Genomic DNA, 24,328 nt, shown 5'->3' with positions numbered 1-24,328 from the left:
TGTGATCCGCGTCACTCTAACTTCGTAGGTGCTTCACAGGTCACACAAATGGGAACATTTCTAGAACGTGTTACAGCCGGACCAGCCACCAGCCGAGGGATACGGCCGCCAGGCCGACCGCGAGTGACAGCACGACATTGAGGACGGCGATCCTGACCGCGCCGCTCTCGCTGAGCCGCACGGTCTCGAGGCTGAAGGTGGAGAAGGTCGTCAGGCCCCCGCAGAATCCGGTCCCCCACAGCGCGTACGCGGTGCTGTTGCTCGCCCAGGAGGCAGCCGCCATGCCGAGCACGAACGACCCGGTGACGTTGACGGCGAAGGTGCCCCACGGCATCCGGGAGGCGTGCCGGGACTGGACGATGAGGTCGGTGAGGTAGCGCAGGGTCGAGCCGATCGCACCGCCGACCAGGACGGCGAGGACGATCACGCGCGTCCCCGGTCGATGACGGCGCGGGTGGTGACGAGCCCGACGAGGACCGCGAGCAGGCCTCCGCCGACGCTTGCCAGGGCGTACGCCATTGCCACCGGGAACGAGTCGGCGACTTCATATCGGATGTCGAGAGCGAACGTCGAGAAGGTCGTGAAGCCGCCGATGATCCCGGTGCCGACGAAGGGCCGGATGTAGCGGGTCTGCGACCAGATCTCGAGCACCAGTGCCATCAGGATCCCGAGCAGCAGGGAGCCGGCGACGTTGGTCACCAGCGTGCTGGTCGCGAAGGCCTCGGACGCATGCGGCATGGCCTTGCCGAGGCCCCACCGAGCCAGCGATCCGAGGGCTCCACCCACCGCGATGAACGGGAGCAGATCGGCGTTCGCACGTACGAGCGACCACGGATGGGGAGTGGGCGCGGCCTCGACATCGGGGTTGATCGGAAGGAGATCGATTTCCCTCCAGATATTCCCGAATCGCACGTGTGGGAGTTTACGGTTCCGCTCCCGTAGACGGGATGCGCACGACGGCGCGCGTTTTGGCAGACTACGTGCGTAGCCAGTCCTGGTTCGCAACGGTTTTGAAAGGCGCGGCATGACCGAGTCGGTAGCAACGAACGCACGTCACCGAGTGGTGATCATCGGTTCCGGCTTCGGTGGGCTGTTTGCCACCAAGCAGCTCAAGGGCACGGACCTCGACATCACGATGATTGCGAAGTCGTCGCACCACCTCTTCCAGCCGCTGCTCTACCAGGTCGCCACCGGCATCCTCAGCCAGGGCGAGATCGCCCCGACCACGCGCGAGATCCTGCACCGGCAGAAGAACGCGACCGTGCTGCTGGGTCACGTGACCTCGATCGACATCGCCGCCAAGACGGTCACCAGCGACGTGCTGGGCATCGAGAAGGTCACGCCGTACGACACCCTGATCGTGGCTGCAGGCGCCGGTCAGTCCTATTTCGGCAACGACCACTTCGCGGAGCACGCTCCGGGCATGAAGTCGATCGACGACGCCCTTGAGTTGCGTGGGCGCATCTTCGGCGCGTTCGAGTTCGCCGAGCTCGAGGCTGCCATGGGCCACAACGTCGAGTCGCTGCTCACGTTCGTCGTCGTCGGCGCCGGCCCCACCGGTGTCGAGATGGCCGGACAGATCGCCGAGCTCGCCCGTACGACCCTGGCCAGCGACTTCCGACACATCCAGGCCAAGAAGGCTCGCGTCATCCTCGTGGACGGTGCGCCTCAGGTGCTGCCGCCGTTCGGGCCGAAGCTGGGCAGGAAGGCGCACAAGGCGCTCGAGAAGCGTGGCGTCGAGATCATCCTCAGCGCCATGGTGACCGACCTGGACTCCGGTGGCGTGGACCTCAAGTTCCAGGACGGGCGTACCCAGCACATCGAGTCCGCCACCAAGATCTGGGCCGCCGGCGTGCAGGCCTCCGAACTCTCCCGGACGCTCAGCGAGCAGACCGGCGCCGAACTCGACCGCGCCGGACGCATCGCGGTGCTTCCGGACCTCACCCTTCCGGGCCACCCGGAGATCTTCGTCGTCGGCGACATGATCAACCTGATCGACCCGCACAACGGCCACCCGCTGCCCGGTGTCGCCCAGGTGGCGATCCAGGGTGGCAAGTACGCCGCAAAGACGATCCTGGCGCGCCAGCAAGGTCGCGACGGTCTCGACAAGCCGTTCAAGTACTTCGACAAGGGCTCGATGGCGACGATCAGCCGCTTCAATGCGGTTCTGAAGGTCGGCAAGTTCGAGATGTCAGGGTTCCTCGCCTGGGTCGGCTGGCTCGCCGTCCACCTTGCGTACCTGACAGGCTTCCGCAACCGGGTGACCGCGACCTTGCACTGGATCACCTCGTTCGTCCTGGGCCACGACCGCGCGGAGCGTACGGTCACCATGCAGCAGGTCCTGGCCCGGAACGCCCTGCAGCGCGAACGCGAGGAGTCGCGGGCTGTCGACTCCGAGGTCAGCTAGAGCCCCAGATGGTCCGCCAGACCTGGCGAAGGCGCCTCTCCCGGATGGACATCGGGACGTTGCGTCTGCTGATCGCCGCGGTCGTGGCCGGGATCAACCTGATCGGCGCGGCGGCCGTGCCGCTGATCGCCTGGTACGTGCTGCCGCGGCCGCCCATCCGCGACCCGCGCGGGTTGCTGATCGACAACCTGTGGCTGGCGCTCATCTACGCCGCAGTCTCCGCGGTCCTCGGCGTCATCATCGGCATCCGGCTCAGTGCCGGGGCGACACGGTGGGTCATCGACCGACGGCGGCCCAAGCTCTCCGAGCGGCGCCTGGTCCTGAGCGTCCCGCGCAAGGTCGCGTTCCTGCAGATCGTGTTCTGGTGGCTGGCCGGCGTCGTCTTCGGGGTCTTCGATTTCGTGCGCTCCCACAACTGGGTCGTCTGGGTCGGGGTGAGCGGGCTGTGCGTCGCCGTCGGCCTCATCACCAGCTCGGTCAGCTATCTCATGATCGAGCGCCTGCAGCGTCCGTTGGTCCGACGCGTACTGGCACAAGGAGTGCCTGCCCGCGTGGGTATGCGCATCGGCATCCGCTCCTTCCTGGCCTGGTTCCTCGGCTCCGGCGTCGTGCTGATCGGGATCGTCGCCGTGGGGCTGGCGGGATTCGTCGAGGGGCACCAGGTCAGCTCGTGGCGGTTGTCCCTCACGATGGTCGTGCTCGGGCTGATCGGTGTCGGTCTGGGCGGCTTCATGAGCATCCTTGAGGCGCATGCGCTGTCCGAGCCGATCCGGTCGTTGCGAGCCACCATCCGTCGGGTGCAGAAGGGCGATCTCAATCAGCACGTGTCGATCTACGACGGCACCGAGATCGGCATCCTGCAGGCCGGCGTCAACGACATGCTCAAGGGGATGCGCGAACGCGAGCGCATCCGCGATCTCTTCGGTCGCCACGTCGGACTCGACGTCGCCCAACAAGCCCTGAAGAAGGGCGTACGCCTCGGCGGTGAGGTGCGGCACGTCGGCGCCCTGTTCGTCGACGTCGTGGGGTCGACGTCGATCGCGCTCAATCGGCCTCCTGAAGAAGTCGTCGCGCTGCTCAACAAGTTCTTCGCAGTCGTGATCGAGGTCGTGCACGCCCACGGTGGCCTGATCAACAAGTTCGAGGGCGACGCCGCCCTCGCCATCTGGGGAGCACCCGGAGATCCGTACGAGTTGGAGGGCTCGATCATCGCCGCCGCTCGCGTACTCAGCGAACGTCTGCGTGGCGAACTGCCCGATCTCCCGGCGGCGATCGGGGTCTCTGCGGGCCGTGCGGTCGCCGGCAACGTCGGTGCGGCCGAGAGGTACGAGTACACCGTCATCGGCGACCCGGTGAACGAGGCTGCCCGGCTCACCGAGTTGGCGAAGCTGCAACCGACCCTGGTGCTGGCGCGGGCCACGTTGCTGGAGGCCGTGCCGGCGGGGGAGGCGTACCGCTGGATGGTGATCGATCCGGTGGTGGTCCGTGGGCGTACCGAGCCGACGCCCGTGGCGACGCTGCGTACCTGAGACGGCCTGTGGTCCTTTCTGGCCGGTCACGGTGGCTCGGAGGTCGATCCGATCTGAAAGTCTCTTGGCAGAAACTCAGGTGGCGTCGATAGTGTCGGCGCGCCCGAGGGATACTCGGCATCTTGACCTGGGGGATTCGAGATGGCGCTGGTACGCCGCTTCGTCATTGCATTCACGCTGATCGCGACCACGCTTGCCGTCGCTCCGATCTCGCGCGCCGACGCCGCCGGCGGCGGCTCACGGATCAACCCGAGTACGGGCCTGAGGGTCGGATTCATGCCGATGCGGCACGCGGTCGGTCGGTCGACCGCGAGTTTCGCGCCGCGGTCGAGCCCCCCAGCCGTCAATCTGCAGTACTTCGGTGGGCCGCTGGTCACGAGTGCTGCTGTCGAGAATGTGTTGTGGGGCGCCTCCGGGACCTATCTCAGCCAGGTGGCGCTGCCGGTGGCCCCCGGCGACATCAATACGGCCATGAGCGACATGTTTGCCTCCCAGTGGGGCAAGAACCTGGCCTCGTACAGTGCGGGCGGCTACACGATCGGCGCTGGCACCGTGACCGGCCGGACCAGCATCACCCCCAGCCTCGCGGCCAGTGGAACGACTGTCGAGGACTCGGCGATCCAGGCCGAGTTGCTCAGTCAGATCGCGGCGGGCCACCTGGGTACGCCGACCGCCAACACGATCTACACCTTGCACTTCCCGCAGGGCACCACCGTCTGCGACGCGGGTATGGGTGCTTCGCCGGAAGCCTGCTCACCAGTCCAGGGCGCTGACAACACGAACGCCTTCTGCGGCTACCACGGGGCGACGTCGGCAACCGATCCGGCGACCGGCCTGCACATCCTGTACGTCGTGCTGCCGTACGCCGATGCGTACTACCAGGGCGGCTGCGGCCCCCACTCGGGAGCTCTGAACGCGACCGAGTCGGTCGCATCGCACGAGTTGGCCGAAACCATCACCGACCCGCAGGTCTCCCTGGCCACTGGCCCGCAGGCCCCGCTGGGTTGGTACGACCTGAACTACGGCGAGAACGGCGACATCTGCCAGTCCGGCTTGTCTCCGGCCGCCAACTCGGTTGAGTCCGTCAACTACCAGGACGGGTCGGGCACCTGGTTCTCGGTCCAGCAGATCTTCACCCCGCAGTGGAAAGCGTGCGTACCCGCGCCGCCTCGGGGTCTCAGCGTGGCTCAGACGCCCGGTGGCCGGTTCCGCCTGACGTGGGCCGCGCCCCTTGATGCGTCCCAGAACCCGGTCCACGGGTACGCGATCTTCCGACTCAACGGCAACTCGTGGCAGTACATCACGCAGGTGGGCAGCACCACGCTGAGCTACCAGACGGGCGCCTACACGCTCGGAAGCACTCAGACGTTCAACATTCTGGGTCTGGGGCAGGACGCGACCGACCCGTCGTCGGAGAAGCAGTCCAATTCCTCCCACGCTGTGGCAGTGTCGACGCCTGGCGCCGTCACGTGGATTCGTACGCTCCGCGGCGGCACGTCGCCGGTGATCGGCTGGGCCACCGCGCCCGCGAACTACTCCGCGGTCACGAAATACATGATCACCGGCCCGGGCGGCAGCCGGTACGTGTCCCCGTCGGCACGCTCGTTCGGCTGGTCCAATCTGCGCCGCGGCCGCTACCTGATCACGGTGCGCGCCGTGAACCGGTTGGGCACCGGCACCGCCCGTTCGTTCTATCTGGTCAACTGACCGAGACGCAGAAGGGGCCCCAGGAGCAATGCTCCCGGGGCCCCTTTTGTACGTCGGTCAGACGCCGACCGAGTCGGACTCGATGGATTCGACGGCCGTGCCCTGGCGTGTGAACGTGAGTGCACCGTCGTCGATCTTCGAGCGCTTGAGCATCGGCCAGTCGCGGAAGTAGTCGTTCTTGATCCGCCACGGTCCGGACTTGCCCTGGCGCGGCATCACGGCGTCGCCGCGTGCGATGTAGCCCGAGCGCATCGAGTCACCCATCACCGAGACCTCGCGACGCTCGTCCGCGTCGGCGGTCGCGACGACCGAGGTGTAACCGCCCTTGCGCAGGTGCGACACCAGTCGCGAGAAGTACGTCGCGGCCAGGTCGACCTTGAGCGTCCAGGAGGCGTTCGTGTAGCCGAGCACCAGGATCGCGTTCGGTACGCCCTCGAGCATGACGCCCTTGTAGAGCATCCGGTCGCGCACCGGAACCGCCTGGCCGTCGACCGTGATGTCGATGCCGCCGCCCACCTTGATGGTGAGACCGGTCGCGGTGACGACGATGTCGGCGTCCAGGTGCTCTCCGCCCTCGAGCACGATGCCGGTGCGGTCGAACTTCTTGATGTGGTCGGTGACGATCCGGGCCTCGCCGCGGCGCAGCGTACGGAACAGGTCGCCGTTCGGAACCACGCAGAGACGCTCGTCCCACGGCTTGTAGTTCGGCTTGAAGTGCTCCATGTCGACGTCGCCGATCTGGGCCTTGAGCTGGGCGAGCAGCAGCGCGCGCATCGGTCCCGGGGCAGCCTTGCAGGCTCGATAGAGCCCCTGCTGCAGGGCGATGTTGCGTACGCGCCCCACGTGATAGCTGACCATCTTGGGGACGTGGGCCCTGTCGAGAAGGATCGACACCGGGTCGGTCTCCGGCACCGTGCCGATGTAGGTGGGGGACCGCTGCAGCATGGTCACCTCGGCGCCGGCGTCAGCCAGACTGGGGACCAATGTGATCGCCGTGGCGCCGGAGCCGATGACGACGACCTTCTTGTCCGCGACGTCGAGGTCCTCCGGCCAGAACTGCGGGTGCACGAACTCGCCCTTGAACGACTTCTCCCCGGTCCACGTCGGCCGGTGCGCGTTGTCGTAGTCGTAGTAGCCCGTGGCCAGGACGGCGTACTGCGAGGTCCAGATCTCGGTCTCGCCTGCGGCGTTCACGACCGTCGTCGACCAACGCTGGGACTCGGAGTCCCAGTTCGCCGACTCGACAGTGGTGCCGAACAACGTCTTCTCGGTGATGCCGTACTCGGCCGCGGTGTCCTCGACGTACCGCTTGATGCTGGGGCCGTCCGAGAGCACCTTGGTGCCGTGCCACGGACGGAAACCGAACCCGAAGGTGAGCATGTCGGAGTCCGAGCGGATGCCGGGGTACTTGAAGAGGTCCCAGGTGCCGCCCATCGCGTCGCGACGCTCGAACAGGGTGACGTCGAGCTCGGGGTGCTCGATCCGCAGGCGGGAGGCCACGCCGACGCCGGAGATGCCGGCGCCGATGATGACGACGTCGGTGGTGTGGCGCGTACTCATGCGCGCGCGACCTTCTTCTTGCGAGCCGGAGCGGACGCGCGCGCGACGGTGTCGCGGATCGTCTCGGCGACGAGCTCGGGGTCATCCCACATCGGGACGTGACCGACGCCGGCCAAGGTGATGTGCTGGGCGTTGGGCAGCAGGCGAGCTGCGCGGCGGGCCTGGTACGGGAGCAGTACTCGGTCCTTCTCGGACCAGGCGACCGTGGCCGGCACGTCGATGTCGCCCTCGAACTGATAGTGCTCGGCGAGGAGTCGACGTACGTTCGGAGCGGCTGCGGCGAGCGCCTTGAAGTCGCCGTACGCCACCTCGGGCGGGATGTTCTCGGCGTGGGTGTTCAACCACGAGAGCAGCACCTTGCGGCCGAGAGCGGTGCTCAGGAGGGGCCGGGCGATCGGTCGCGCGAACGTGGCGGCGGTCAGCACCGAGTTGAAGAGCAGGTTGATGTAGGTGAAGTCGGCTTCGCCGTCCCAGAAGCCTGCAGGCGACAGCGCGGTCGCCGACTTCGCGCGACCGTCATGGGCGATCTCGAGGGCGATCAGGCCGCCCAGGGAGTTGCCGACGACGTGTGGGTTCTCGATGCCGAGGAAAGCCACCGTCTCGATGAGCTCCTTGCGGAGCGCGTCCTCGGCGTGGCCCTTCTTCATCACGAGGGGACCGGACTCCCCGAACCCCGGGAGGTCGATCGTGATGACCTGGAAGTCGTTGGCGAGCAACGGGACGATCGGGTCCCAGGCCTGTCGGCGGTGGCCGACGCCGTGAATCAACACGATCGGCTCGCCGGTGCCATGCACCTCGTATGCAAGAACCACGACTGCTCCGCCCTGCGCGACACGCGCCAACGACTTGCGCATCGGCAGGCCGGGATGGCGGGCGATGCGGTTACTGCGACACAGCGTATCGGTTACTTTGCAGATTTCCAGTAGGTAAACGCAAAGTGTGGCGCAGGCCTCACCCGGTTACCTCAGACGAGCCAGCCGTCCGTGCGGGCCTCGCGCATCAGCGTGCCGACGTTCGTGACGGCGCGTCCGAGGGACATGTACTTGGCCCGGACCGATTTGAGATGGGTCTTCACGGTCTCCTCGTCGATACCGAGACGGCGCGCGGCTTGGCGGTGAGTGAGACCATCCGACAGGCACGCCAGGACGTCCGACTCGCGAGCCGAGAGTCGCGCTGCGAGGTCTCGTTCGGTGCAGAGACGTTCGGCGTGCTGGCTGCTGTACGCGAGCCGGCCGGCCAGGACCGCGCGCATGGTGCTGAGCAGTCCGGCGATGCCGTCGCGACGTAGAGCCACTCCGCTGGCACCTTCAGCGATGGCCGAGCGGAGCGGGACGGGGCGCTCGTCGGCCGAGTGCAGGATCACGGTCGCGCCACCCGCAGTCAGGCTTCGTACTGCTGGCCGGGCCTCGTGCGCGGACATCGCGCGCGCGCCGAGCAGGATCAGGCCACGGCCGACAATGACCTCATCGGCCTGCGCAAGCGCCGCAGAGGCGGTGAAACCTTCGGCGGCCCGCAGGGCGGCCACCACGCCGAGGCGTACGACTTCGTCCTGATCGACGACCGTCACCAGCGTCGTCTCGGTGCGCGAGGCAGGGATGATGTCGGCGGTGAGGGTCCGTTCGAGTGCGAACATCGGCGTGCTCTTCCGTTGATCAACTGGGGGTGACGGTGCCGAGTCGTCGAACAGATCTATCAGACACCTTTCAGACTCCCCTTTTCGCGGGATACGCCGGAGTCCGTACAAGGTCGTACAAACGCCGTCAAGCCTTTACCCTGTGACCATGAGCACAGAGTCATCTGGGCTCTCGGGGCCTGAGAACGTTGAATCACCAGCTGCCCTTGCGGCTGCTCTGAGCACGGTGCGGAACCGTCTTGGTCTGACTGTGCGCGAAGTCGCCGGAGCCACAGGCATTCCGACGTCCACGTTGGGCGGCTACTTCAGCGGTCGGCATTTGCCGCCGCTGACCCAACCGAAGGTCTTCGCGACGCTGCTCGGCGCGCTGCGGATCCCGGAGGTCGAGGTGGGTGCCTGGCGCGATGCCCTGATCCGGGCCAGGCGCAACGGCAAGGCGTAGCGGTCTGGCCTTGTGCCGTGCTTCTGATGGGTTACCGCGAGCCGTTCGCAGGGTCCGCTTCCGATGCTGCATTCTGCTGGAATGCCCCGCCCGTTCGCTCGCTACAACTGGGAAGTCCGTGCCTGCGGACGGCACGGTCACGTCCTCTACCAACCGACTGAGCCAGATCTCGCGGCCCGCCTCCATGTGATGACGCCCGCCGGCGATGCGTGGCGGTGCCTGCGGTGCGCTGCGTACGTCCCGGACGCTGCCTCGGTCGTGGTCGGCCCAGCTGCTGACGCACCCATCGTGCTGCGCGGCAAGGCGTTGAAGGATGCCACGATCCTGAGACTTCTGGCTGCCGAGCGAATCATTCGCGCACTCTTTCTGGGTCTCGCGGCCTACGGTGTCTTCCGGTTCGCGGCTGACAAGGAGAGCCTCGCTCGGACGATCAGTGCCGACCTGCCCCTCCTCCAGCCGTTGGAGGACAAACTCGGCATCAATCTGGCGAACTCCACGCCGATGCGGCTCATGGACAAGGCTCTGTCCTACTCGCATCACACCCTGATCTGGGTCGCGATCGCGCTGGTCGCCTACGCGGCCCTCGAACTGCTGGAGGGCGTCGGCCTCTGGTCGTTGAAGCGGTGGGGCGAGTACGTCGGCGCTGTGGGTACGTCGGTCCTGTTGCCCCTGGAGATCTACGACATCGTCGACAAGACCACGCTTCTGCGAGTCGTCCTCTTCCTCGTCAACGTTGCCGCGGTGGTCTACCTCGTCTGGTCCAAGCGGCTGTTCGGTGTACGCGGTGGGCTGGCCGCGTACGAAGCGGAACGCCGGAGCGTGTCCCTGCTGGAGGTCGAGACGGCCGCCGAGCGTACGCCGTAGCCGTCGGGCCCCTGCGCGGCTCGATCAGCCAATCGGTCCGCTACAGGGAGCGCGATGTGACACCCGCCAGGTCGTCACCTTCGGTAGGTCATCCACGGGGAGGATGATGCAGCCGAGCAGCGCGCCCGATCCGTCAACGATGCCGACCGGTTCGCGCCCGCAGTTCTCGTGGTTCCAGTCGGTTTCCTGACCGGCCGCCACCGTGCCCCCGCCGTCGACGTGGTTGTACGCACTGCACGTGGCGTTGTCGCACTCGACGAATTCGACCGGCCCGCGGGTGTCGTTGACCAACGTCATGGTGCTGACATCGCCCGGGGGAGGGTCGAACGCACAGTTGTCGCCGGTCACGGCCGCGACTCCGATGCCGATCACCATGAATGCGACGAACAGCACGACAGGCGACGCGACAATCGCGATCGCCATCCAGAGCACGACACGCTTCCATCGCCGCCGTGCCGGGATCAGGTGTACGTGCTCGGTCCAGTGTGATCCGTCCCAGAAGCGGTGACTGCTCGCATTGCCCAGGTCGGGGTTGGGATACCAGCCTGCCGGAGGATTCGACACGGCTTCCCCTTGCGCATCGTTGGCTCGTCGGTACCCCCTGTCGGGCTCGAACCGACGACCCGCGGATTAAAAGTCCGCTGCTCTAACCAACTGAGCTAAGGGGGCCTGCGGAGTCTACCGGCGCGGTGATCTCAGTTCGTCGGGCAGGAGGTCCCGGCGTCGATCGACCACGGACCCTCGATGACGTACTTCCCGGCTCTGGGGGCCACCAGCGTCGTCCACTGGTCCGTTTTCTGTGCGCCGGTCGGCACCGGATTCACGAGGTCGGGAATGGCGGTGTGGGTCTCGAGCAGGCAGCCGTGGGGGTTTTCGTACGCGCCGCCGGCCATCTTCTTCGGGGCCGGGTACGCGTCGCCCGCCGGATCGAGGATCGCCAGGACGCCGGCGTAGTAGACCCGAATGAGATAGCTGCCCGGGTGAGGCACGCGGACTGTGAGGTGGTCGGACTCGAACTCCGCGAGCACGCCCGGTGCGGCGATCACGGGCGTCGGCGCCTGCACTGCGTACACCCGCCACCCGTTGTCGCTCCACACCAGACGCAGGAACGACGGTTCCGAGGCGACGATCTGCCCCTCGCGCTTCGCCGCGTAGTCGAGGTTGCCCGGGGGGAGAACGACGAAGCCGACCGGCCATCGATGCAGCCAGCGGTTGTAGATCTCCGGTGTCAGAGGCGGGCTGGGGTCGTAGAAGAGCGCGTTGCGAGATTTGTCCGCCTGCCGGTTCCAACCCCGCACCATGTTGAAGGACGACGCGAACTCGGATGATTCGCGGTGGCTGGCCGTCGGGACGAACTCGACCATCCAGGTGGCGGCGTGGTGGGCCTGCAGGACCTTCACGACGGTCTGCTGCTCGGTGTCGAGGACGGTGGCGGTCGAGTTCGTGCCGAGGTCGAGGCCGGCCTGGATGAAGTTCCAGGAGAACGATGCCAAGGACATGAAGGCGACGAAGCCCCACACTGGGATCGCCCGGAGTCGGGTGAACCGCGTGAACGGGCTGCGCGCGCGTCCGGACTCGAGCGTGACCACGAGGATGACCGGCGCGAAGATCATCGCCATCCGGTCGATGTTGCTGCCGATCGGGGACGTGATCACGTACGTGCCGAACACGGCCGCGATGTAGACCAGGCTGCCCCGGCGTACCCACTTCCATTCGCGTGGCGCCGTCGCCCAGACGGCGTACCCGGCCACGACCGTCGGCAGCACCAGGTACCACGGGTACGGCTGATCGCCCTGGAACGGGAACGTGAAGGTCGTAGCCACGACGTATGCGGCCGGCGGAATACCGAGCAGGTACGCCTCGGTACGTCGGCGGCTCAACCAGAGACCGCCCGCGAGGAGCCCGAGGAAGAGTCCGGCGACAGCACTGCCCGCGGTCGCCGCGACCGCGCCGATCACGATCAGGGCTGCACGGAGCCAGCGGGGACGTAGCTGACTCACCAGGGCCCACAGCGTGGCCAGCGCGAACATCAGACCGAATGAGAACGTGATCCGCCCGGAGACGGTGTTGCACCACAACGCGAGCATCGCGACCATCGACGGCCAGAACACGTGACGTACGTCGATCATCCTGCGCAGGATCAGCACCATGATCACCGAACTGATCACGCCGCAGATGACGCCCGTCGGTCGTACGCCGAGGTGCCCCATCACATACGGCGTGATGGCGCTGTAGGACACCGGGGGCAGCCCGCCGTACCAGGCGAAGTTGTACGCGATCCCGGGGTGCGCCCGGACCTGCTCGGCCCAGAAGTCCTGGGCAGCCAGATCGCCGCCGGTGGTGGCCAGACCCCACAGCCACAGGAGGTGGAGTGCGAGGGAGACGTTGAGGACGATCAGGATGGTCCGCGCCGGAGTCGTACGGCCCAGCGACACGATGCGACTCACCCCGGTGATGCTAGTGGTTAACACCTTTTGAACGTCCTCCGGACGGGGTAGACGGATCGGGCCGGATTGGTCATGATCTGAACGCAATCGGTGCAAGCTCCAGGTGGTCTCACCCGCCGACGGGGCTTGTGTCCACGGCGATTCAGATTGAAGGAGTAGGCGAGCAATGGCTCAAGGCATCGTCAAGTGGTTCAACAACGACAAGGGCTTCGGCTTCATCGCCCAGGATGGCGGCGGCGAGGACGTGTTCGTGCACTACAGCTCGATCAAGACCGACGGCTACCGCAGCCTCAACGAGGAACAGCGTGTGGAGTTCGACATCGAGGCCGGCCCGAAGGGCCCGCAGGCGAGCAACGTACGCCCCGTCTGATCGCTGCTCCTTCAGAACCACGGTCCACAGAACCGCCCTTCGGCCTCGGCCGGGGGCGGTTCTGCGTTCGGTATCAACCGTCGTGCGGCGAAGTGGCACGTCGAGGGGCCCGAGATCCGCTAACTGGCACGCTTCTGTACCACTTTCCGGCGACCGAACCAGGATTGGCCGAGTTCAGCACGCCATGTGTCCAGCCGGGAATCTTCTGAGCGCCGACCAAGGGCGCGATCAGCCGAGGCCATGACCCGGGCGAAATCTCGGGTCACGTCTGGAGCGGTCCAGCCATGGCGGATGAAGCCATGGGCCGCGAGGTCCGCGTCGCGCCGACGGTCCTCGCGGTACTGATCGGGCTCGCGGTGATCGGCGCCGTCGTACTCCTGCAGAGTGCGCGTGCCGCTGATGAGCAGGTCCGCGCGGGCGATGAAGCGGCCATCCGGAGCGTGAAGTCTGACCTGGGGTTCCACAGGCACGTTGATGGAACGGTGGAAGAGTCGCAACAGCGTCTCCCACGGTGACTCCGACCGTGCGTCCGCCTTGGCAAGCGCCTTCCGCAGTGCTGGTGCGCCGCGTCGCCGCTGCTGGGCGACATTGGTCAGGACCTCGGGCGTGACAGCTTTCGCGCGCAGCGCCGAATCGATCAGCACCACGGTGTCAAGCATTCCCAGATCGGATGCGGCAACGAGGATGGCCTCCTCAACCGGCGCGACCGGGATCCCTGCCCACGTCCAGGGTGCTGGTGGGTGTGCGATCCGTACGACGCCGAGTTCGGCGCGTCGGCTTCCCCGGACGGTCGATGGAACCGACACACTCAGTGGGCTCTCGGTCGGTGTGGGAGGGAGCCACAGTTCGTACGCAGCGCACGCAGCCAGTCCGGTGAACATCCCGCCGCGGGGAAGGCTCGGGGCGAGGCTGGCCATCCGGGCGCGGAGTTCCATGTCCATGCGGCAAGGGTTGTGGTCGTGACCCGTTGACGCCGGCTGGCGGCCGGGTCGTGTGGAGGACCGACTCAACCGCATCGGTTGTGGAAGAAAGTGGTACGCATCGGGTCGGGATGTCCGGAGAGTGGCACGGTCGCGTGCCACTGCGTCCGCGTCAAGCTGGGCGTACGTGAGCGCGCCGTGACCTCGCCGAAACGCTCCTCTGTCGGACTGTTTCAGTCTTGTGAACTGATTCACAAAACCGGGAAACGGGCTGTGAGGCCGTGAGGACAAGTTGATCAAAGGGCCCCGTGCAGTGCGGTCCGGGCGAAACCTCCGCACCTCACAGTCCTCGGTATGACAGCTACTCACCGCACCCGCCGTTGGATTGACGACTGGCGCCCCGAGGACGCCGAGTTCTGGGAACAGACCGGCGCGAAGGTCGCTCGCCGCAACTTGATCTGGTCGATCTTCGCCGAGCACCTCGGCTTCTCGATCTGGTTGCTCTGGTCGGTCACGACGCCCCTGCTGATCACCCAGAACGGGTCCTTCAGCTTCACCTTCAGCCAGCTCTTCCTGCTCACCTCGCTGCCGAACCTGATCGGCTCCTTCCTGCGCATCCCGTACACCTTCGCGGTGCCGAAGTTCGGCGGTCGCAACTGGACGATCATCTCGGCCCTGCTGCTCCTGATCCCGACGGTCGCGTTCATGATCGCCGTCACTAGCAGCGGTACGCCCTTCTGGGTCTTTGCAGTGATCTCCTGCCTGGCCGGCCTCGGCGGCGGCAACTTCGCGAGCTCGATGGCCAACATCAACAGCTTCTACCCGGCTGACAAGAAGGGCTTCGCGCTCGGTCTCAACGCTGCTGGTGGCAACCTCGGTGTGGCCACCATCCAGTTCTTCCTGCCGGCGGTCGTGGGCTCGGCCGCGATCTTCGGTCTGCTCACCCAGACCAAGGTGCACGGCAAGCCGATCCTGCACCTCGAGTACGCGGGCTGGATCTACATCGTTCTCTGCATCGCTGCAGCGCTCGGCGCGTACTTCTTCATGGACAACCTGGTCGTGGCGAAGGCTTCCGTGAAGGAGCAGGTCGAGATCATCAAGAGCAAGCACGTCTGGGTGATGTCGTTCCTCTACATCGGGACGTTCGGTTCGTTCATCGGCTACTCGGCTGCGATGCCGCTGCTGATCAAGCTCAACTTCGCCAGCCAGCCACTGCTGGACAAGAACCCGATCGGCATCGTCCCGTTCGGCGTCAACTTCGCCTTCTACGCCTTCATCGGTGGTCTGGTCGGCTCGCTGACCCGCCCGCTCGGCGGTCTGCTCGCCGACAAGATCGGCGGCGCCAAGGTCACCTTCGCCTCGTTCATCGGCATCATCGCCGGCACCGCCGGCATCCTGTGGTCGCTGAACTCCCTCACCAAGGTCCCGGGTCTCGACAAGCCGTCGTTGCTGGCGCTCAAGGGCTTGGTCGGTGCGGCCAAGAAGGCGGGCACTCCGCTGCCGAAGTGGCCGGACATCCTCGGTACGCCTGCCGCCGCCGGCTGGCACACGAAGACCGGCCTGCCGGTCGGCGACAAGACGGTCGCCGCGATCAACGCCGCCGTGCACCACAACCAGCACATCTTCATCTGGTTCCTGCTCGCCTTCGTGTTCCTCTTCGCGATGGCCGGCATCGGCAACGGCTCCACCTACAAGATGATCCCGTCGCTGTTCCGTCGGGACGCCGAGCTGGCGACCACGCCGAACACCCCCGATCGGGCAGCCGCTGTCCTGGCGGCCGGCAAGAAGGCCTCCGCAGCACTCGGCATCATCGGGGCGATCGGTGCCTTCGGTGGGTTCCTCATCCCGCTGCTGTTCGGTGCACCGTGGGTCGCCAACCCGACCGATGCCACCAAGCAGGCGTTCTGGGTCTTCACGGGCTTCTACGTCCTGTGTGCCATCGTGACGGCAGCGGTCTACCTTCGCCCGAAGCCGGCCCACGTCCTCGAACTGGCGGAAGGCCACATCTAACCCGTGACAGACACTCACTGTCCGTACTGCAGCCTCCAGTGCGGGATGACGCTGACTGTTTCCAAGCAGTCGCAGCGTGGTCCCGCGCTGGAGGTCGCGGCGCGTACGCAGCGCAATCAGCACAGCCCGGTCAACGAGGGCGCCCTGTGCCGCAAGGGATGGACGGCGGGCGGCCTTCGCGGTTCGCGGGAGCGACTGACGACCCCGCTCGTACGCGACCGCGCCACCGGAGAGCTCAGCGCTGTCGGTTGGGACGAGGCCCTCGACCTGATCGCCTCCCGGTTGTCGGCGGTCCGCGCCGAGCACGGAGCTGACGCGACAGCCGTCTTCGGCGGTGGCGGACTCACCAACGAGAAGGCGTACGCGCTCGGCAAGTTCGCCCGGCTGGCGCTGGGTACCTCGCAGATCGACTACAACGGCCGCTGGTGCATGTCGTCGGCTGCCTCAGCCGGCAACCAGGCGTTCGGAGTGGATCGCGGCCTGCCGTTTCCGCTAGCGGACATCGAGCAGGCGGACGTGGTCGTCCTGATCGGCTCCAACCTGGCCGAGACGATGCCGCCTGCCGCGCGCCATCTCGACGAACTCAAGGCGCGTGGCGGCAAGGTCGTCGTCATCGACCCGCGGGGTACGCCGACCGGCGACCGGGCCGATCTTTTCCTCCAGCCGGTGCCGGGCGCTGACCTGCCGCTGGCGCTGGGGCTGCTGCACCTGGTCGACGCCGCCGGGGCGGTCGACCACGACTACGTCGATGCCCGGACGACAGGCTTCGAGGAGGCGCGTACGCGGGCCGCCTCGTGGTGGCCTGAACGGGTGGAGCGGGTGACCGGCGTGAGCTCGGATGAGCTGCGCGAGTTGGCCGCGCTCGTGATGAGCAGCAAGAAGGTCATGTTCCTCACCGCCCGCGGAGCCGAGCAGCACGCCGACGGCACCGCGACCGTTCTGGCGTGGCTCAACCTCGCGCTGGCGCTCGGCCTTCCGGGCCGCCCGTACGCGGGCTATGGCTGTCTGACCGGCCAGGGCAACGGCCAGGGCGGACGCGAGCACGGCCAGAAGGCCGACCAACTGCCCGGCTACCGGATGATCGACAACCCCGAGGCACGCGCGCACGTCGCCGGCGTCTGGGGCGTTGATCCTGCGGTCATCCCCGGCAAGGGTCGGAGTGCGTACGAACTCCTCGACTCGCTCGGGAGCGACGTCAAGGCGTTGTTGGTGTTCGCCTCCAACATCGTCGTGTCGGCTCCGAATGCCTCCCACATCACCGAGCGCATGCAGTCGCTGGACTTCCTCGTCGTGGCCGACATCGTGATGAGCGAGACCGCCGCGCTCGCGGACGTCGTCCTCCCGGTCACCCAGTGGGCCGAGGAGTCCGGCACCATGACCAACCTCGAGGGTCGGGTGATCAAGCGGAACCAGGCCGTCACTCCGCCCGACGGCGTGAAGTCGGACCTCGACATCATCGTCGGCCTCGCCTCGCGGCTGGATGCGCCGAGCACGTGGTCCACCGACCCGGAGACCGTCTTCACCGAACTGCGTGCCGCCAGCGCCGGCGGCAAAGCCGACTACGCCGGGATCACGTACGCCCGGATCGAGGCGGAGGACGGGGTCTACTGGCCCTGCCCCACCGAGGACCACCCAGGGACGCCGCGGTTGTTCGCCGAGGCGTTCGCGCATCCGGACGGGCGGGCGAAGTTCATCCCGGTCGACTACCTCGGCCCTGCCGAGCCGGTGTCGGCGGACTATCCGGTGCACCTCACCACCGGCCGGGTCCTGGCCCAGTACCAGTCGGGGGCGCAGACGCGGCGGATCAAGGACCTGCCTGACGAGGGGGCCTTCGTCGAGATGCACCCGCAGTTGGCGGGGCGCCTCGGTGCTACGCACGGCGAGCCGGTGCAGGTGCGTACGCGCCGCGGCGTGATGACGGCTCCCGCGAAGGTCGTCGACACGATCCGCCCCGACACGGTGTTCGTGCCGTTCCACTGGGTGGGAGCCAACAAGCTCACCTCCGACGCGTTGGATCCGTCGAGTCGGATGCCGGAGTTCAAGCTGTGCGCCTGTGAAGTCAGCGCCGAAAGGTGAGGTTTTCACCTCCGAGAGGTGAGGAATTCCGGCCCGAGAGGTGAGCAGATGCCGCGACTGCCCCGTGTGATGCACCTCATGTCGCCGTCCGAGCCCCTGTCGAGGAGGAAAACGTCACCTCTCGAGCGTGAAAACCTCACCTTTCGCGACGCGCCGTGAGGCTGTGAGAAAAACGTTGCTCTGAGGTGATCGTCGGACGCGGGAGGCCGTTACGCCGCCGGGACACCATCGAGTCATGACCATCTCCGACCTTCGCGAGCGCACGGGCACCCCTGTGCGCACCGTGATCGTCGGCTGCGGCATGGGCGCCGTACGCCTGGTCGAGGAGCTCCTGGCGCGGGGCGTCACCGGCATCACCGTGATCGGCGAGGAGCCGTACGCCCCGTACAACCGGATCCTGCTGAGCGCGGTCCTCGAAGGTACGCACCGTCGCGGCGCCATCACGATGGCCGAGCAGGAGTGGTTCGAGCACCGCGGCGTCGAGTTGCGTCTGGGCACGCGCGTCGTCGACATCCACCGTGAACGCCGGGTCCTCGAACTCGCCGACCGCTCAGAGGTGGCGTACGACCGGCTCGTGCTGGCGACCGGCAGCATTCCCAGCCTTCCCCCGATCCGCGGTCTCGTCCAGGTCGATGGTCAGTTGCACGAGAAGGTGCACTCGTTCCGGACGCTGGCTGACTGCGAGGGCCTCCTGGCCGCCCTCCCGGGGGCGGCCAGCGCGGTCGTGGTCGGCGGCGGTCTGCTCGGCCTCCAGGTGGCGCGGGCGCTGAGCATCCGGGGCCTGAGTGTCGAGGTCGTCGAGGGTGGCGATCACCTGCTCCGGAGCCAGGTCGACACTGCCGCAGGCAAGGTGCTCGAGCGCAGCCTCACCAAACTCGGCACGGCGGTCTACACCGAGACGCGTGCGGTCAAGATGGCGGAGACGGGTCTGGTCCTCGACAACGGGGTGGTGCTCAGCACCGACCTCGTCATCCTCACTGCCGGTGGCCGCCCCAGCATCAACCTCGCCCGCCGCGCATCGCTCGACACCCGTCGCGGGGTCATCGTGGACGACCAGCTCCGCACCAGCGACGAGCACATCTACGCCATCGGCGACTGCGTCGAGCACGACGGGCGTACCGCCGGCCACGTCAGCCCGGCCTGGGAGCAGGCAGCCGTCCTCGCCGCGGGCCTGGCTGGCGAAGCGGTCGAGTACGACGGGCACCGGGTCGTCGCCCGGTTGCGCGCGACTGACCTCGACGTCGCCGTGCTGGGCGACCCGGAGCACGCCGAGGGGGAGATCGTCCAGGTCTCCAACCCGGTTACCGGCGTCCACAAGAAGTTGGTCGTCAAGGACGGTGTCATCGTCGCTGCGACGCTCGTCGGCGATCTGAGTCGCGTCGGCCAGATCACCCAGCACTTCGACAAGTGCACCCGGCTGAGCTCGGGCGAGCCCGGCCAGCTCCTGCTGCCGCCGCGGTCGGCAGCCAGCGCCACGATCAACCTCCCGGACGACGCCGAGGTCTGCGCCTGCGCAGGCGTCACCGCCGGCCGGATCCGCGCCTGCTCCTCGATGGAGGACGTACGCACCACCACCCGAGCGACCACTGGTTGCGGCGGTTGCCGCTCCGTGTGTGAACAGCTCATCACCACCACGAATCTCGGAATGAAGGAGACGGTCGCATGAGTAGCTACCGCAAGAGGATCGTCGTCATCGGGCACGGCATGGTCGGGCACCGATTCGTCGAGGCCGCCATCGAACGTGGCCTGACCGAGACGTACGACATCGTCATCCTGGGCGAGGAGCCGCGGGCGGCGTACGACCGTGTCGCACTCACCTCCTACTACGAGGTCGGCGACAAGGCGCTCTCGTTCCTGCCGAGTGGCAAGTACGCGGATCCGCGGGTCAGCCTCGAACTCAACGCGAAGGCCGTCGCCGTCTCGCCCCGCGCCCGCATCATCACGCTGGAGGACGGCCGCCAGGTCGAGTACGACGAGCTCGTCCTCGCCACCGGTGCGTACCCGTTCGTGCCGCCAGTGGCCGGCAAGGACCTCGAGAACGTCTTCGTCTACCGGACTATCGAGGACCTCATCGCGATCAAGAAGGCCGCGAAGAAGGCGAAGACCGGTGTCGTCATCGGCGGCGGACTCCTCGGCCTGGAGGCGGCCAACGCCGTCAAACAGCTCGGGCTCGAGACGCACGTCGTGGAGCTCGCTCCCCGCCTGATGGCCGTCCAGATCGACTCCGGCGCCGGCAAGACCCTGAGCCGTGAGATCGAGAACCTCGGCCTCACCGTCCACACCGGTGCGATGACCGAGGCGATCCTCGGCACCAAGGGCAAGGTCAGCGGTCTAGCCCTGAAGGATCGCGCGACGCTCAACGCCGACATCGTGGTGTTCTCGGCTGGCATCCGGCCGCAGGACGCCCTCGGCCGCGCGGCCGACCTGGAGATCGCGGAGCGCGGCGGCATCCTGGTCGATGAGCACTGCCGTACGTCCGAGGAGCACATCTGGGCCATCGGCGAGTGCGCGGCTCCCAACGGGAAGATGTACGGCTTGGTGGCGCCTGGCTACCAGATGGCCGAGGTCGTGGTCGACTCGATGTTGGGTGGCGAGGGCACCTTCGAGGGTGCCGACATGTCCACCAAGCTCAAGCTGCTAGGCGTGGATGTCGCCTCCTTCGGCGACGCGCACGCTGAGACCCCGGGATCGCTCGAGCTGGTCTACTCCGACGCGGTCGCCGGCATCTACAAGAAGCTCGTCATCTCGGAGGACGGCAAGCGACTCCTCGGCGGCGTCCTGGTCGGTGACGCGAGCGCGTACGGAATCCTGCGCCCGATGGTGGCCAGCGGCCTGCCACTTCCGGACAACCCCGAGGACCTGATCCTGCCGGCGGGTTCAGGTGGGTTGTCGAAGATGGAGCTCCCGGACGAGGCCGTCGTCTGCTCCTGCAACAACGTCACGAAGGGCCAGATCAAGGGCGCCGCCGACAACGGCTGCACCACCCAGGCCGACGTCACCAAGGAGACCAAGGCCGGGTCGACCTGCGGCTCGTGCAAGGTGCAGGTCAAGAAGATCATCGAGGACCACTTCGCCGCTCAGGGTGTCGTCGTCGACAAGAGCCTGTGCGAACACTTCCCGATGACGCGGGCCGAGCTCTTCGACGTGGTGCTGGTGCACGGCTACCGGAGCTTCAACGAGATCATCGAGGCCCACGGCAAGGGACGCGGCTGCGACATCTGCAAGCCCGCGGTCGCCTCGATCCTCGCCTCGCAGCTCAACAGCCACGTACTCGATCAGGGCAACCGTCAGCTGCAGGACACCAACGACGCGTACCTCGGCAACCTGCAGAAGAACGGCACCTACTCGGTCGTCCCGCGCATCGCGGGGGGCGAGATCACACCCGAGGGTCTGATCGCGATCGGCGAGGTCGCCAAGGACTTCGGGCTCTACACCAAGATCACCGGCGGCCAGCGGATCGACCTGTTCGGAGCCAGGCTGGAGCAGCTCCCGGCGGTGTGGAAGCGACTGGTCGACGCGGGCTTCGAGAGTGGCCACGCGTACGGCAAGTCCCTGCGTACGGTGAAGTCGTGCGTCGGCTCCACGTGGTGCCGGTACGGCCAGCAGGACTCGGTCGCGATGGCCATCGAACTGGAGCTGCGCTATCGCGGTCTGCGGAGCCCGCACAAGCTCAAGGGCGGCGTCTCGGGCTGTGCCCGTGAGTGTGCTGAGGCTCGCGGCAAGGACTTCGGCATCATTGCCACGACCAATGGATGGAACCTGTACGTCGGCGGCAACGGCGGCGCGATCCCGGCGCACGCACAGCTGCTCGCCGAGGACCTGTCGGATGAGGACCTGCGGAAGTACCTCGACCGGTTCCTGATGTTCTACATCCGTACGGCCGATCGCCTCCAGCGCACCTCGACCTGGCTCGACTCGCTCGAGGGCGGGATGGACTACCTGCGTCAGGTGGTCATCGAGGACTCCCTCGGCATTGCCGAGGAACTCGAGCGCGCGATGGCTTCCCACATCGACTCCTACTTCGACGAGTGGAAGGCGACGATCGAGGACCCGGAGAAGGTGCGCCGGTTCATGTCGTTCGTGAACGCACCCGAGACCCCGGACCCGAACATCTCGTTCGGGACGACCCGCGGCCAGATCGTGCCGGAGGAGTCAGCCGGGCCAGTGTCACTGGGCATGCCGCAGATCGGAGCGTCGCTGTGATGACACTCGACCCGACTCGGCAGATGATCGAGATCTGTCCCGTCGATGCCATCGACGTGGAGACCGGCGTGGCTGCGCTCGTACACGGTGAGGCGGTGGCCGTCTTCCGGACGTACGCCGGCGATGTCTTCGCGCTGTCCAACTACGATCCCTTCTCGCACGCCTCGGTGTTGTCGCGAGGCATCGTCGGGACGCGTACGGTCGACGGTGAGTCGGTCGACTTCGTCGCCAGCCCGATCTACAAGGAAGCCTTCGACCTGCGTACCGGCATCTGCCTGGACAAGCCGGAGGTGTCGATCGCGGCGTACGAGGTCGTGGTGCGCGAAGGTGTCGTGTACGTGGGTTCGGTCAAGGCCGTCGTCGAGGAGTGAATGTGTCCGAAGGTCATCCGCTTGCGGGCTTTCGGATCGGCGTGACGGCCACCCGGAAGGCCGACGAACAGGGCGCGCTCCTGGAGCGCCGCGGTGCCGAGGTGGTGTACGCGCCGGCGCTGTCGCTGGATCCGAACCGGATCGACCCGGCCACGCTGCGCGCCTCCACCGAGGAGGTCATCGGCTCACCGGTCGATGTCTTCCTGGTGACCACGGGTATCGGTCTGCGCGGCTGGTTCGACGCCGCGGAGGGCTGGGGTCTGCTGGACCCGCTGCTGGAGCGGCTCAAGGGCGCCGAGATCCTCGCCCGCGGTCCGAAGTCGGTCGGTGCGTTGCGAGCTCGCGGGCTGCGGGAGCTGTGGGCGCCGGAGTCGGAGGAGTTCGACGACGTGATGGCGCACCTGCGCGGGCGCGATCTCGCCGGGAAGCGGATCGTGGTGCAGGAGCACGGCCAGTCGCTGTCGATGGTCGGCCATGCGTTGCGTCGGATGGGTGCTGAGGTCGTCTCCGTCGCGGTCTACCGCGTGGATCCGGCGATCGACCCCGAGCCGATGTTCGGTCTGGTCGAGCAGGTGGCCGACGGAACTGTCGACGCAGTGACCTTCACCTCGGCGCCAGCCGTCGCCTCCTTCATGCAGGCGGCCGGCTCGGTCGGGCGTCGCGACGAGGTGATCGCAGCCTTCCAGGCCGACGTGGTCGCGGCGTCGGTCGGACCGGTCACGGCCGCAGCCTTCGAGATGTGGGGTGTGCCTACGATCTTCCCCGAGCGCTCCCGCCTGTTGCCGATGATCACGTTGTTGGAGACGGAGCTGCCCTCGCGCCGTGCCGGTCTCACGATCGAACTGGTCGGTGAGCATCAACTGTTGCTGCACGGCGACGAGGTCCTGCTCGACGGTGCCGTCGTGAAGCTCTCGCCGGCGCCGGCGGCCGTACTCCAGGCGTTGATCGCGAACCCCGGCAACGTAGTCTCGCGGCGCGCGCTCCTGGCGATGTTGCCGTCGGGCAACGCCGGATCCGAACACGCGGTCGAGATGGCCGTCGCGCGCCTCCGCGCCGCTCTGGGTACGCGGGCGATCCAGACCGTGGTGAAGCGCGGCTACCGCTTGGCCGTCGCCGGCTGATGACGCGCCTGGTCACCGTGGCGCACGGCACTCGCTCCGGTGAGGGCAACGCGGTCGCGATCGAACTCACCCGATTGGCCGGTCTCGCACTCGGCGTCGAATCGGTCACCTCGTACGTGGAACTCCAGGAGCCGTTGCTCGCCGACGCACTGGGTGCTTCGACCGAATCGACCGTGGTGGTGCCGCTGCTGTTGTCGCGCGGCTATCACACCCGCGTCGACCTTCCGGCTGCATTGGACTCGGCCGGGGGACCGGCTGTCATCACCGACCCCTTGGGTCCGTCCACCGCACTGGCCAGGGTGCAGGTCGACCGTCTGATCGAGGCCGGCGCGACGCCCGGTCAACCGGTCGTCCTGGCTGCCGCCGGGTCACAGGACCCGACCGCCGCCGATGATCTGCGAGCGGCGGCCGTGTTGGTTGGTGCGTTGTGGGGGAGTGAGTGTCGGATGGCGACGATGGCCGCCGGGGACATCGGCGAGGTCGTACGCCCCGGTGATGCGGTCTCGGTCTATCTCCTCGCGCCCGGTCACTTCTCGCGCACGCTCGCCGACGAGGCGCGTACGGCTGGCGCCGCCGTCGTGTCCGACGTCCTCGGTACCCACCCGACCATCGTCGATCTCATCTGCGACCGTTTCCGGTCGAGACCCGACGAATGACAGCCGAGACCC

Annotated in this window: 21 protein-coding genes and 1 tRNA gene; 13 read left to right on the top strand and 9 right to left on the bottom strand. The window is 67.1% G+C overall.

The window, feature by feature from the left end; translation table 11 throughout:
- Nucleotides 1-70: 70 nt before the first annotated feature.
- Nucleotides 71-427: a fluoride efflux transporter CrcB gene (crcB, locus tag KCTC_RS07270; RefSeq protein ID WP_125568154.1), complete on the bottom strand. Its 357-nt coding sequence runs from the start codon at nucleotides 425-427 to the stop codon at nucleotides 71-73.
- Nucleotides 424-912, bottom strand: coding sequence for a fluoride efflux transporter FluC (locus KCTC_RS07265; RefSeq protein ID WP_197715153.1), 489 nt, complete (start codon nucleotides 910-912; stop codon nucleotides 424-426). Before KCTC_RS07265 ends, crcB begins: the two co-directional genes overlap by 4 nt.
- A gap of 112 nt (nucleotides 913-1,024) precedes the next feature.
- Here KCTC_RS07265 and KCTC_RS07260 point away from each other — a divergent pair, with 112 nt between their 5' ends.
- The 3 genes from KCTC_RS07260 to KCTC_RS07250 all read left to right on the top strand — a co-directional run bounded on the left by KCTC_RS07260 (nucleotide 1,025) and on the right by KCTC_RS07250 (nucleotide 5,643).
- Nucleotides 1,025-2,407, top strand: a complete 1,383-nt coding sequence (locus KCTC_RS07260; RefSeq protein ID WP_125568150.1) for an NAD(P)/FAD-dependent oxidoreductase — start codon at nucleotides 1,025-1,027, stop codon at nucleotides 2,405-2,407.
- An 8-nt stretch (nucleotides 2,408-2,415) separates the two neighbouring features.
- Nucleotides 2,416-3,936 carry an adenylate/guanylate cyclase domain-containing protein gene (locus KCTC_RS07255; RefSeq protein ID WP_125568148.1) on the top strand — a complete coding sequence of 507 codons (1,521 nt, stop codon included), beginning with the start codon at nucleotides 2,416-2,418 and terminating at the stop codon, nucleotides 3,934-3,936.
- A gap of 141 nt (nucleotides 3,937-4,077) precedes the next feature.
- Nucleotides 4,078-5,643, top strand: coding sequence for a fibronectin type III domain-containing protein (locus KCTC_RS07250; protein ID WP_125568146.1), 1,566 nt, complete (start codon nucleotides 4,078-4,080; stop codon nucleotides 5,641-5,643).
- Between the two features lie 57 nt (nucleotides 5,644-5,700).
- Here KCTC_RS07250 and KCTC_RS07245 read toward each other — a convergent pair whose 3' ends face one another.
- The 3 genes from KCTC_RS07245 to KCTC_RS07235 all read right to left on the bottom strand — a co-directional run bounded on the left by KCTC_RS07245 (nucleotide 5,701) and on the right by KCTC_RS07235 (nucleotide 8,836).
- Nucleotides 5,701-7,203: a flavin-containing monooxygenase gene (locus KCTC_RS07245; protein ID WP_125568144.1), complete on the bottom strand. Its 1,503-nt coding sequence runs from the start codon at nucleotides 7,201-7,203 to the stop codon at nucleotides 5,701-5,703.
- Nucleotides 7,200-8,015, bottom strand: a complete 816-nt coding sequence (locus KCTC_RS07240; protein WP_164512519.1) for an alpha/beta fold hydrolase — start codon at nucleotides 8,013-8,015, stop codon at nucleotides 7,200-7,202. The genes KCTC_RS07245 and KCTC_RS07240 overlap by 4 nt, the downstream gene beginning before the upstream one ends.
- A gap of 152 nt (nucleotides 8,016-8,167) precedes the next feature.
- A complete protein-coding gene (locus tag KCTC_RS07235; RefSeq protein ID WP_125568140.1) occupies nucleotides 8,168-8,836 on the bottom strand; it encodes a response regulator transcription factor in 669 nt (222 codons plus the stop codon).
- Between the two features lie 148 nt (nucleotides 8,837-8,984).
- On the opposite strand from KCTC_RS07235, the gene KCTC_RS07230 reads away from it, so the two are divergent.
- Nucleotides 8,985-9,278 carry a helix-turn-helix domain-containing protein gene (locus KCTC_RS07230; RefSeq protein WP_125568138.1) on the top strand — a complete coding sequence of 98 codons (294 nt, stop codon included), beginning with the start codon at nucleotides 8,985-8,987 and terminating at the stop codon, nucleotides 9,276-9,278.
- An 81-nt stretch (nucleotides 9,279-9,359) separates the two neighbouring features.
- The gene (locus tag KCTC_RS07225; protein ID WP_125568136.1) at nucleotides 9,360-10,142 is read left to right on the top strand and encodes a DUF2127 domain-containing protein; all 783 of its coding nucleotides are present in this window, start codon (nucleotides 9,360-9,362) and stop codon (nucleotides 10,140-10,142) included.
- A 24-nt stretch (nucleotides 10,143-10,166) separates the two neighbouring features.
- On the opposite strand, the gene KCTC_RS07220 is transcribed toward KCTC_RS07225, so the two are convergent.
- From KCTC_RS07220 to KCTC_RS07210, 3 genes are all read right to left on the bottom strand, one after another.
- Nucleotides 10,167-10,706 carry a DUF2510 domain-containing protein gene (locus KCTC_RS07220; protein WP_125568134.1) on the bottom strand — a complete coding sequence of 180 codons (540 nt, stop codon included), beginning with the start codon at nucleotides 10,704-10,706 and terminating at the stop codon, nucleotides 10,167-10,169.
- Nucleotides 10,707-10,737: 31 nt separating this feature from the next.
- A tRNA-Lys gene (locus KCTC_RS07215) sits at nucleotides 10,738-10,811 on the bottom strand.
- Between the two features lie 26 nt (nucleotides 10,812-10,837).
- Nucleotides 10,838-12,589: an MFS transporter gene (locus KCTC_RS07210; RefSeq protein WP_125568132.1), complete on the bottom strand. Its 1,752-nt coding sequence runs from the start codon at nucleotides 12,587-12,589 to the stop codon at nucleotides 10,838-10,840.
- A 166-nt stretch (nucleotides 12,590-12,755) separates the two neighbouring features.
- Here KCTC_RS07210 and KCTC_RS07205 point away from each other — a divergent pair, with 166 nt between their 5' ends.
- Entirely contained in the window at nucleotides 12,756-12,959 is a 204-nt protein-coding gene (locus KCTC_RS07205; RefSeq protein ID WP_125568130.1) for a cold-shock protein, read from the top strand.
- Nucleotides 12,960-13,078: 119 nt separating this feature from the next.
- On the opposite strand, the gene KCTC_RS07200 is transcribed toward KCTC_RS07205, so the two are convergent.
- Complete coding sequence (locus KCTC_RS07200) at nucleotides 13,079-13,900, bottom strand: endonuclease domain-containing protein (protein WP_125568128.1); 822 nt, start codon at nucleotides 13,898-13,900, stop codon at nucleotides 13,079-13,081.
- 333 nt (nucleotides 13,901-14,233) lie between these two features.
- Between KCTC_RS07200 and KCTC_RS15025 the strand changes: the two genes are divergently transcribed.
- From KCTC_RS15025 to KCTC_RS07165, 7 genes are all read left to right on the top strand, one after another.
- Nucleotides 14,234-15,889 (top strand): MFS transporter, encoded by a 1,656-nt coding sequence (locus KCTC_RS15025; protein WP_231998630.1) that lies wholly within the window; start codon nucleotides 14,234-14,236, stop codon nucleotides 15,887-15,889.
- A 3-nt stretch (nucleotides 15,890-15,892) separates the two neighbouring features.
- Nucleotides 15,893-17,965, top strand: coding sequence for a molybdopterin oxidoreductase family protein (locus tag KCTC_RS07190; protein WP_125568126.1), 2,073 nt, complete (start codon nucleotides 15,893-15,895; stop codon nucleotides 17,963-17,965).
- Nucleotides 17,966-18,200: 235 nt separating this feature from the next.
- A complete protein-coding gene (locus KCTC_RS07185; RefSeq protein ID WP_231998873.1) occupies nucleotides 18,201-19,631 on the top strand; it encodes an FAD-dependent oxidoreductase in 1,431 nt (476 codons plus the stop codon).
- Nucleotides 19,628-22,168: a nitrite reductase large subunit NirB gene (nirB, locus tag KCTC_RS07180; protein WP_125568123.1), complete on the top strand. Its 2,541-nt coding sequence runs from the start codon at nucleotides 19,628-19,630 to the stop codon at nucleotides 22,166-22,168. Before KCTC_RS07185 ends, nirB begins: the two co-directional genes overlap by 4 nt.
- Complete coding sequence (gene nirD / locus KCTC_RS07175; protein WP_125568121.1) at nucleotides 22,168-22,539, top strand: nitrite reductase small subunit NirD; 372 nt, start codon at nucleotides 22,168-22,170, stop codon at nucleotides 22,537-22,539. Before nirB ends, nirD begins: the two co-directional genes overlap by 1 nt.
- Nucleotides 22,536-23,660 carry a uroporphyrinogen-III synthase gene (locus KCTC_RS07170; RefSeq protein WP_331852199.1) on the top strand — a complete coding sequence of 375 codons (1,125 nt, stop codon included), beginning with the start codon at nucleotides 22,536-22,538 and terminating at the stop codon, nucleotides 23,658-23,660. The genes nirD and KCTC_RS07170 overlap by 4 nt, the downstream gene beginning before the upstream one ends.
- Complete coding sequence (locus tag KCTC_RS07165; RefSeq protein WP_125568116.1) at nucleotides 23,660-24,316, top strand: sirohydrochlorin chelatase; 657 nt, start codon at nucleotides 23,660-23,662, stop codon at nucleotides 24,314-24,316. The genes KCTC_RS07170 and KCTC_RS07165 overlap by 1 nt, the downstream gene beginning before the upstream one ends.
- The last annotated feature ends 12 nt before the right edge of the window (nucleotides 24,317-24,328 follow it).

Origin of the sequence: Nocardioides baekrokdamisoli (assembly GCF_003945325.1) — a bacterium.
GTDB lineage: Bacteria > Actinomycetota > Actinomycetes > Propionibacteriales > Nocardioidaceae > Nocardioides > Nocardioides baekrokdamisoli.
The sequence above is the reverse complement of the archived record's forward strand: the minus strand, read 5'-3'. Positions and strand labels throughout refer to the sequence as shown.

Excerpts from the sequence above, each read along its gene's own strand:
- KCTC_RS07260 (WP_125568150.1), top strand. The coding sequence starts at position 1,025 with ATGACCGAGTCGGTAGCAACGAACGCACGTCACCGAGTGGTGATCATC.
- KCTC_RS07255 (WP_125568148.1), top strand. The coding sequence starts at position 2,416 with ATGGTCCGCCAGACCTGGCGAAGGCGCCTCTCCCGGATGGACATCGGG.
- KCTC_RS07250 (WP_125568146.1), top strand. The coding sequence starts at position 4,078 with ATGGCGCTGGTACGCCGCTTCGTCATTGCATTCACGCTGATCGCGACC.
- KCTC_RS07245 (WP_125568144.1), bottom strand. The coding sequence starts at position 7,203 with ATGAGTACGCGCCACACCACCGACGTCGTCATCATCGGCGCCGGCATC.
- KCTC_RS07235 (WP_125568140.1), bottom strand. The coding sequence starts at position 8,836 with ATGTTCGCACTCGAACGGACCCTCACCGCCGACATCATCCCTGCCTCG.
- KCTC_RS07230 (WP_125568138.1), top strand. The coding sequence starts at position 8,985 with ATGAGCACAGAGTCATCTGGGCTCTCGGGGCCTGAGAACGTTGAATCA.
- KCTC_RS07225 (WP_125568136.1), top strand. The coding sequence starts at position 9,360 with ATGCCCCGCCCGTTCGCTCGCTACAACTGGGAAGTCCGTGCCTGCGGA.
- KCTC_RS07205 (WP_125568130.1), top strand. The coding sequence starts at position 12,756 with ATGGCTCAAGGCATCGTCAAGTGGTTCAACAACGACAAGGGCTTCGGC.
- KCTC_RS07200 (WP_125568128.1), bottom strand. The coding sequence starts at position 13,900 with ATGGACATGGAACTCCGCGCCCGGATGGCCAGCCTCGCCCCGAGCCTT.
- KCTC_RS15025 (WP_231998630.1), top strand. The coding sequence starts at position 14,234 with ATGACAGCTACTCACCGCACCCGCCGTTGGATTGACGACTGGCGCCCC.
- KCTC_RS07185 (WP_231998873.1), top strand. The coding sequence starts at position 18,201 with ATGACCATCTCCGACCTTCGCGAGCGCACGGGCACCCCTGTGCGCACC.
- nirB (WP_125568123.1), top strand. The coding sequence starts at position 19,628 with ATGAGTAGCTACCGCAAGAGGATCGTCGTCATCGGGCACGGCATGGTC.
- nirD (WP_125568121.1), top strand. The coding sequence starts at position 22,168 with ATGACACTCGACCCGACTCGGCAGATGATCGAGATCTGTCCCGTCGAT.
- KCTC_RS07165 (WP_125568116.1), top strand. The coding sequence starts at position 23,660 with ATGACGCGCCTGGTCACCGTGGCGCACGGCACTCGCTCCGGTGAGGGC.